Source organism: Chryseobacterium sp. CG10_8, from assembly GCF_058117085.1.
In genome coordinates, this window is record NZ_JBYVEB010000137.1 from 1 (window position 1) to 6,168 (window position 6,168).

The following is a 6,168-nucleotide window of genomic DNA, read 5'->3' on the forward strand; positions in this document are numbered from 1 at the left end:
CCAATTGGGAGGAACGCCAACACAATTGAATTTAACCACAGTTGAAACCGAAGAAATCAAAACAGACTGTGAAAGATTAAAAGAAAAGACGGATGATACTGTCTTCAAAGCAAAATTAGATAGTATTAGTAACAGAGTAACTAAGATAGATCCAGATAAACATGAAACCAGTTTCACGGTTGAAAAATTTAAAAACAAAATCACTTATTCCGTAACCTCGGGTTCGGCAACAGCACTTGCCGATGGAACTAAAGTAGTGACAAACTCCTTATCAAACTATGATGTTGCTGAAGCCCATAATCACCCTCCTGAATCTATTCCTATATTTTCTCATAAGGATATTGTTACACTGTATGAACATTATAAAATGTTGGTTCCTTTCAGGAAAAATGAATTTAGTAGTTTTCTTGCCAATTTCAACGGCACAGTTTATGCCTTAAGAGTACAAGATCTTGCAAATCTTGATTCTTTATTTGATGGACTGGATTTGGATACAAGTGAAGGGAGATTAAGAGCAGAGGAAAAAATTTGGGACATTTATAAAGACGAAGCAGGAATGGTAACCAATATAGATTACACTGCAGACCAAGCGGAGAAACTCTTTATGGAAGTAATGAGCAGTAGTAAGATTGGTTCTAATTCTATATTTTTGTATCAATATGAAAATAACCAATGGAAAAAACTAACTTCTACAGAGGGTGGTGTAACCATACAAAAAACACCTTGTCCGCAACCTTAAATTATCAAAAAATGAAAAATATAATTATATTAACTCTTACAACTTTTGCTTTTTTATCTTGTAAAGCACAGAATGTCATCGTTCCATTATTGGAATGCAATAAAATATACAACCACACCAGTCCAGATTATTATTTAAAAGACACTACCAACGAAATGGATAAATTTGTCGGAACTTGGAAGTGGATAAATGCAAGCAGAGAGTTTCAACTCACTTTGATAAAACAGAAACACCATTTTAACCAAACTGGTAATGATGATTATTACAAAGACAGACTGGTTGGCTACTATAAGTATTGGGAAAATGGAGTACTAATTGCCGATACATCAACTGATGATTTGAATGAAGATTATGGAATAAAGGTTAAATTCACATTAAATTGTCATAACCAAATAACCTCTATCGCTTTTAGAGACTACAAAAAGTATAAAGATTTTGATGTTCTATTAGAAAGCCTTTCTCCAACTCAAATCAAGATGAGAATGTTCTATGTAGAGCATGTTGTAACGGTTAATAAGCAAACAGGCGTTCAAAACCCACCAAATATGCCATTAAATGGGAGTACTTTCCCCAAAGAAATGATTTTGACAAAACAATAAAACCACTTCTGCCAACATGGTATTTATGCAATGCGGAGTTGAAGTCATAATACAACAGTTGGTCTGATTAATTCACAAAAACCATTTCCTTTTTACAAATTTTCGTAGTTTAGCAAAAAGAGAAATGGTTTTTGTTTAGTTTTATGATTATTGAAATATTTGTCATATTTAGTCCGCACTGCATAAATACTTTTTCGCTAGGCGATATGCGAAAATAACGGTTGTCAAAAGAAAATTTCGTATATTTACTTTGTGAAAAGTAATTCAAATATTGAACTTGATTTTGTAATCGATAAATTGACAAATTCGATTCAAAACGTTATAACAGGCGACAGTTTTCGTACTGTCGTAACTCGTTTAACCAAATCTGACCTAAAAAAAATAACAAAGAAAAACGGTTGGAACTTCAATTGGAGAACAGAATTAGAAAATGATAAAGTAGAAGTTTACAAACTCTCAATTGAAGAAAACACTGATGTAATTCAAGGTTTGGTAAGCTTTTCCATCGAATCCGACCATATTTATATGAATTTATTAGAAAATGCACCTTTCAATATTGGAGTAAATAAAGTTTATGATGGTGTCGCTGGAAATCTTGTAGCGTTTGTTTGCAAAACATCATTCCAAAGAGGTTTTGAAGGATTTGTAGTTTTTACCGCAAAAACAAGATTGATTGAACATTACGAAAAAACACTTGGTGCATTTCGTTTTGGTGGACAGAGAATGATAATTCCAACTCATTCTTCTAAATTTTTGGTTGATAAATATTTTAAAACTTAAAAAAATGGGATTTATAAAAGAACCTAAAGGTGTTGATTTTGTCATTCAAAGCGAACCTTTAACAGATAAAGATAGAAAAGAAATTTCTGATTTTATTAGAAAGTACAAAGATGAGCAATCCAAGAAATTGATTAAAACAAAATCGAGGGTTAAAAGAACCGCTGTTAAAAAGTAGGTGGAAAAGCACATCGCCTAACAGTGTATTAGCAAAAGCGGGCTTGAATACTCAAATTGAAAATTTGAATATTCTTCGCCGCCACTGCTTTTCGGTTTCGTTTTTTATTTGTAACTTCACTTCATTGAAAAAGCATTGGCTCAGTTTGGTTGAAAACTGAACTTTCAGTTCACTTTTCGCCCGCCTTCGCTAATACTTTTTCGTTAACCGCAATATTTTCAAAGCGGTTTCCATAATAAAATTCACGAAATGAAACCAAAATCAATTCCATATTTAATCATTTTTATTTTTATAATTCAATCTTGTGACGGACAGAAAAAACAGACAAGACAAACTGAAACTAAAGTCAAAGAAATTGAGCAAGAGAATAATATAATGAAGCCAAACTATTCAAAGCAAATTTCTGACTTGAGAAAATCTATGATTGAATTTATGGAATTATCAAAACCTAACTACTCAAGAAAGGATATTGACGAATGCGAAATGATTCTGAAAGAATATATTGGTGAAATTAAGAGTTCTAAATCGAAAGATGGAATGAAAATAGTGAAACATACAGTTGAGAGACTGAATAAACTAAATGAAAAAACAGATTGTAGCCTTATTGAAACTTCTGAGCGAGAGCAAATTGCTGAAATAATAGTATTGGCAAGTAGTGAGAAAGGCTACAATAAACCAGAAGACGATATAACTGAAAATTGGAGAGAATGGTAAATATTGAAGAGCTTGACAAACTAAAGATTATTGAATTTTTAACGCTACAGCAAATTGATAATAAATTTGTTATAACACCAATAAACCTACTGAAACGGTTCGGTTTTCCAGTATCGGAACATAAATTTATTCTTGAAAATAAAACTACAATTTCAAAATTAAAGACAATTCTGTCAGAACTTGAAGAAAGTGGAATCTTAAAGAAACGGAAATCAAAACAAGATTTTAAGGGAATCAAAGAGGTTGGATATGATTACGTTTAAATAATACTGCGGTTAACAGTGTATTAGCAAAAGCGGGCTTGAATACTCAAATTGAAAATTTGAATATTCTTCGTCGCCACTGCTTTTCGGTTTCGTTATTTTTTTGTAATTTCACTTCACCGAAAAAGCATTGGCTCAGTTTGGTTGAAAACTGAACTTTCAGTTCACTTTTCGCCCGCCTTCGCTAATACTTTTTCGATGTGCAAAATTCCACCCCAAGCTAGCGCATCAGGAATTTTGCACATCGACCGGCGGATTACATCCGCAGATGCGCGCCGTCCCACTTTTGTGGAACTTCGCAAATCCGCCGGTCGTTAGTGGCAATTTCAAAAAATTACGCTTAAAATTAAATTGTTGATTTTATAGAATCTTAAAGTTTAAAGCGTAAGAAAGTGCTTCGGTAATATTATTGACATCCATTTTTTCGAATAATTTCTTTCGATGAAACTTAACGGTATTTTCAGAAATAAATAACTTTTTTGCTATCTCATTAATTTTAAAACCTCGAGAGTAGAGTTCTAAAATTTCAGTCTCACGTTCTGTCAACTTAATTTTCTCTTCTTCAATCCAAGCATCCAAACTAATATCATATTTCCAAACCGCATTACTATTTTGCTTTTGGATATAAATATTGCCTGAATTTTGATTAGTTGATAAGGACACAACACAAAGTGCTTTCCAAATTTTACCTTTAGAGTTCAGAATTAGAGGTGTAAGTTTATGATTTATTAGAATTTGTCTTTTGCTTTCATTATTCAAATGAAAATCATAGGAAATTGTATAAAGTTTCCTTTCTTCAAGTAGTAATTTATCAAAAAAAGTAAACCCTACTTCATTAATTTTTAAAAGAAGTTCCAAATCTTCATTGGGTACATTTTGTATATAAAAATCATAACCCATCTCTAATACTTTTTCTTTTTTATAACCGCACAAGAATAATGGATTTTCAGACACGAAATCAAAACCTTGTTCTTTGTAATCGATTATATAAATACTTTGATGTGTGAGTTTTGAATAAGCATCTATAAAATCTGTATATTTAATAGCAGTTTCTACAAACTCATCATTAATATTATCAATCCTATTTAAAGAAGTAAAAAACTTATCCTTTTTGTTCATTTTTCTAAAAACTACCTTTTTGTGTAGTAATTGTTAATCACAAAACTAACTATTTTTACCTTGATTAATTACTCTTATCAAAATAAAATGAAAAACAACAAAAAAATTGCATTATTTGTTTTAGCTACTCTTACAGTTTCATGTTCATCTATAACAAAGAATATTAATAGTAATCAAAACCAAGATTCTTGGAAAGCTAGTTTTGAAAACTTTAACGGAATCGAAAAAATAAAATTTAATTCAAACCCAAATCATTTGGTTTATTTAAATTCTAACTTAGAAAATTCAAAGGGAACATTAGAACTTTTTGAAAATGATTCAAAAATTCCAGACTTAAATAAAATAAATCACACAAAAATTCCACTAAAAAATAATGTAGAAATAAAAATTAAAGGTCAACAAGCAAATGGTTCTTTTAATTTAAAATACCCAATATTTAAAGAAAAACAAATAAATGTCAACTACAATACAAATATTGAACTGTTGGCATTGTCTTACTTTCTTATCAATTATAATGATTTTGCAAGTATCTCAGATGACCAGATTTTTAATATCAACGGAAAAGAAACAAAGGTTAGAGATTTATATGCAATCAATCTAAAGATAGCAAATGAATTTAAACCATATTTAGATTCTGAAAATTTAAAGACCATTAAATTTTATCTTGACAAAACCTTCTTCCTGCAATTTTCAAATCTGTTTTTAAATTTGGATGACTTTCCAAATGCAAAATTGAAAAATGATGATTATTCAAATCTTTTTGATTCAAAACAAGATGAAGAAAAATTTATTTCTGCTTTTAATAACCTATACCAAGAAATTCATTTTGCAGAATTTTTGAAAAAATACAAAACTTACTACAATGAAATGATTTTGGAAGTTTCACATAATATTCCAAAAGAAAATTTCATCACAGAAATGGAAAACTTTTATAGCCAAAGCGTTGATAATTATAATTTATATCCAAGTTTAACACTGTCATTTGGAATGGGCTTTGGAGTCGGTTCAAAAAATATGATTGGAAATGTTTTTGCAGCATTCCAAAAGCCTGAAGAAATCAATAATATCCGAAGCCTAAACTTAGGTTTCAATAATCCTACTTCCCTACGAACAATATGTGTTCATGAATTTGGACACTCTTTCGTAAATCCAACGATTGATAAAGTCAGTTCCAAAATCCTTAAAGAAAAAGAATATCTCTTTGAAGCAATTAGAGATAGAATGAGTCAACAAGCATATAATGATTGGAAAATATGTATTTACGAGCATTTTGTGCGAGCAAACGAAATCGTTATTGCTAAACTATTGAATGACGCTAAAAAAGCTAATGAAATTTTGGTAGATAACGTGAAAAATAATTCTTTCATCTATCTTCCACAAATTGTTGAACATTTAGAATATTGGTACTACAACGAGTATCTAAATAAACCCTTTGACGAAAAAGTGAGCGAAATTATTAAAAATATGAAATAAAAAACTGCCACTAACAGTGTATTAGCAAAAGACGGGGTTGAATTCCACCATTGAGCGTTTTATGGTATTTTGTCGCAATTGCTTTTTCGCTTCACATTTTTTTGTAATTTAGTTTCACGAAAAAAGCAATTGCTTAGTTCGGTTTTTAGTTGAAATTTCAGTTGCAAAAGCCCGTCCTTCGCTAATGCTTTTTCGTTGTCTGCAATTATCCAAAAGCACGTATGAAACTGAAAATCTTGATTTTAACTTTATTATTGATTATAAATTTTTCTTACTCACAAATGAGAGAACTAAATGAACTTATAA

General features: G+C 30.4%; 8 protein-coding genes. 7 read left to right on the forward strand and 1 reads right to left on the reverse strand.

Translation table 11 applies throughout. The features are described from left to right. The 6 genes from AC4AGG_RS14830 to AC4AGG_RS14855 form a co-directional block, all read left to right on the forward strand. Positions 1–739 (forward strand): hypothetical protein (locus AC4AGG_RS14830; protein WP_489772796.1); only part of this gene is annotated, 739 nt, incomplete at its 5' end. Between the two features lie 11 nt (positions 740–750). Next, positions 751–1,338, forward strand: a complete 588-nt coding sequence (locus tag AC4AGG_RS14835; protein WP_489772797.1) for a DUF6705 family protein — start codon at positions 751–753, stop codon at positions 1,336–1,338. Positions 1,339–1,635: 297 nt separating this feature from the next. Further along, complete coding sequence (locus AC4AGG_RS14840; protein WP_489772798.1) at positions 1,636–2,118, forward strand: hypothetical protein; 483 nt, start codon at positions 1,636–1,638, stop codon at positions 2,116–2,118. A 4-nt stretch (positions 2,119–2,122) separates the two neighbouring features. After that, complete coding sequence (locus AC4AGG_RS14845; protein ID WP_489772799.1) at positions 2,123–2,293, forward strand: hypothetical protein; 171 nt, start codon at positions 2,123–2,125, stop codon at positions 2,291–2,293. 249 nt (positions 2,294–2,542) lie between these two features. Continuing rightward, positions 2,543–3,007: a hypothetical protein gene (locus AC4AGG_RS14850; protein WP_489772800.1), complete on the forward strand. Its 465-nt coding sequence runs from the start codon at positions 2,543–2,545 to the stop codon at positions 3,005–3,007. Further along, the gene (locus AC4AGG_RS14855; RefSeq protein ID WP_489772801.1) at positions 3,001–3,270 is read left to right on the forward strand and encodes a hypothetical protein; all 270 of its coding nucleotides are present in this window, start codon (positions 3,001–3,003) and stop codon (positions 3,268–3,270) included. Before AC4AGG_RS14850 ends, AC4AGG_RS14855 begins: the two co-directional genes overlap by 7 nt. Before the next feature lie 360 nt (positions 3,271–3,630). Here the strand turns inward: AC4AGG_RS14855 and AC4AGG_RS14860 are convergent, their stop codons facing one another. Then, positions 3,631–4,389 carry a response regulator transcription factor gene (locus tag AC4AGG_RS14860; protein WP_489772802.1) on the reverse strand — a complete coding sequence of 253 codons (759 nt, stop codon included), beginning with the start codon at positions 4,387–4,389 and terminating at the stop codon, positions 3,631–3,633. Between the two features lie 87 nt (positions 4,390–4,476). Between AC4AGG_RS14860 and AC4AGG_RS14865 the strand changes: the two genes are divergently transcribed. Next, positions 4,477–5,862: a DUF4932 domain-containing protein gene (locus AC4AGG_RS14865; RefSeq protein ID WP_489772803.1), complete on the forward strand. Its 1,386-nt coding sequence runs from the start codon at positions 4,477–4,479 to the stop codon at positions 5,860–5,862. The last annotated feature ends 306 nt before the right edge of the window (positions 5,863–6,168 follow it).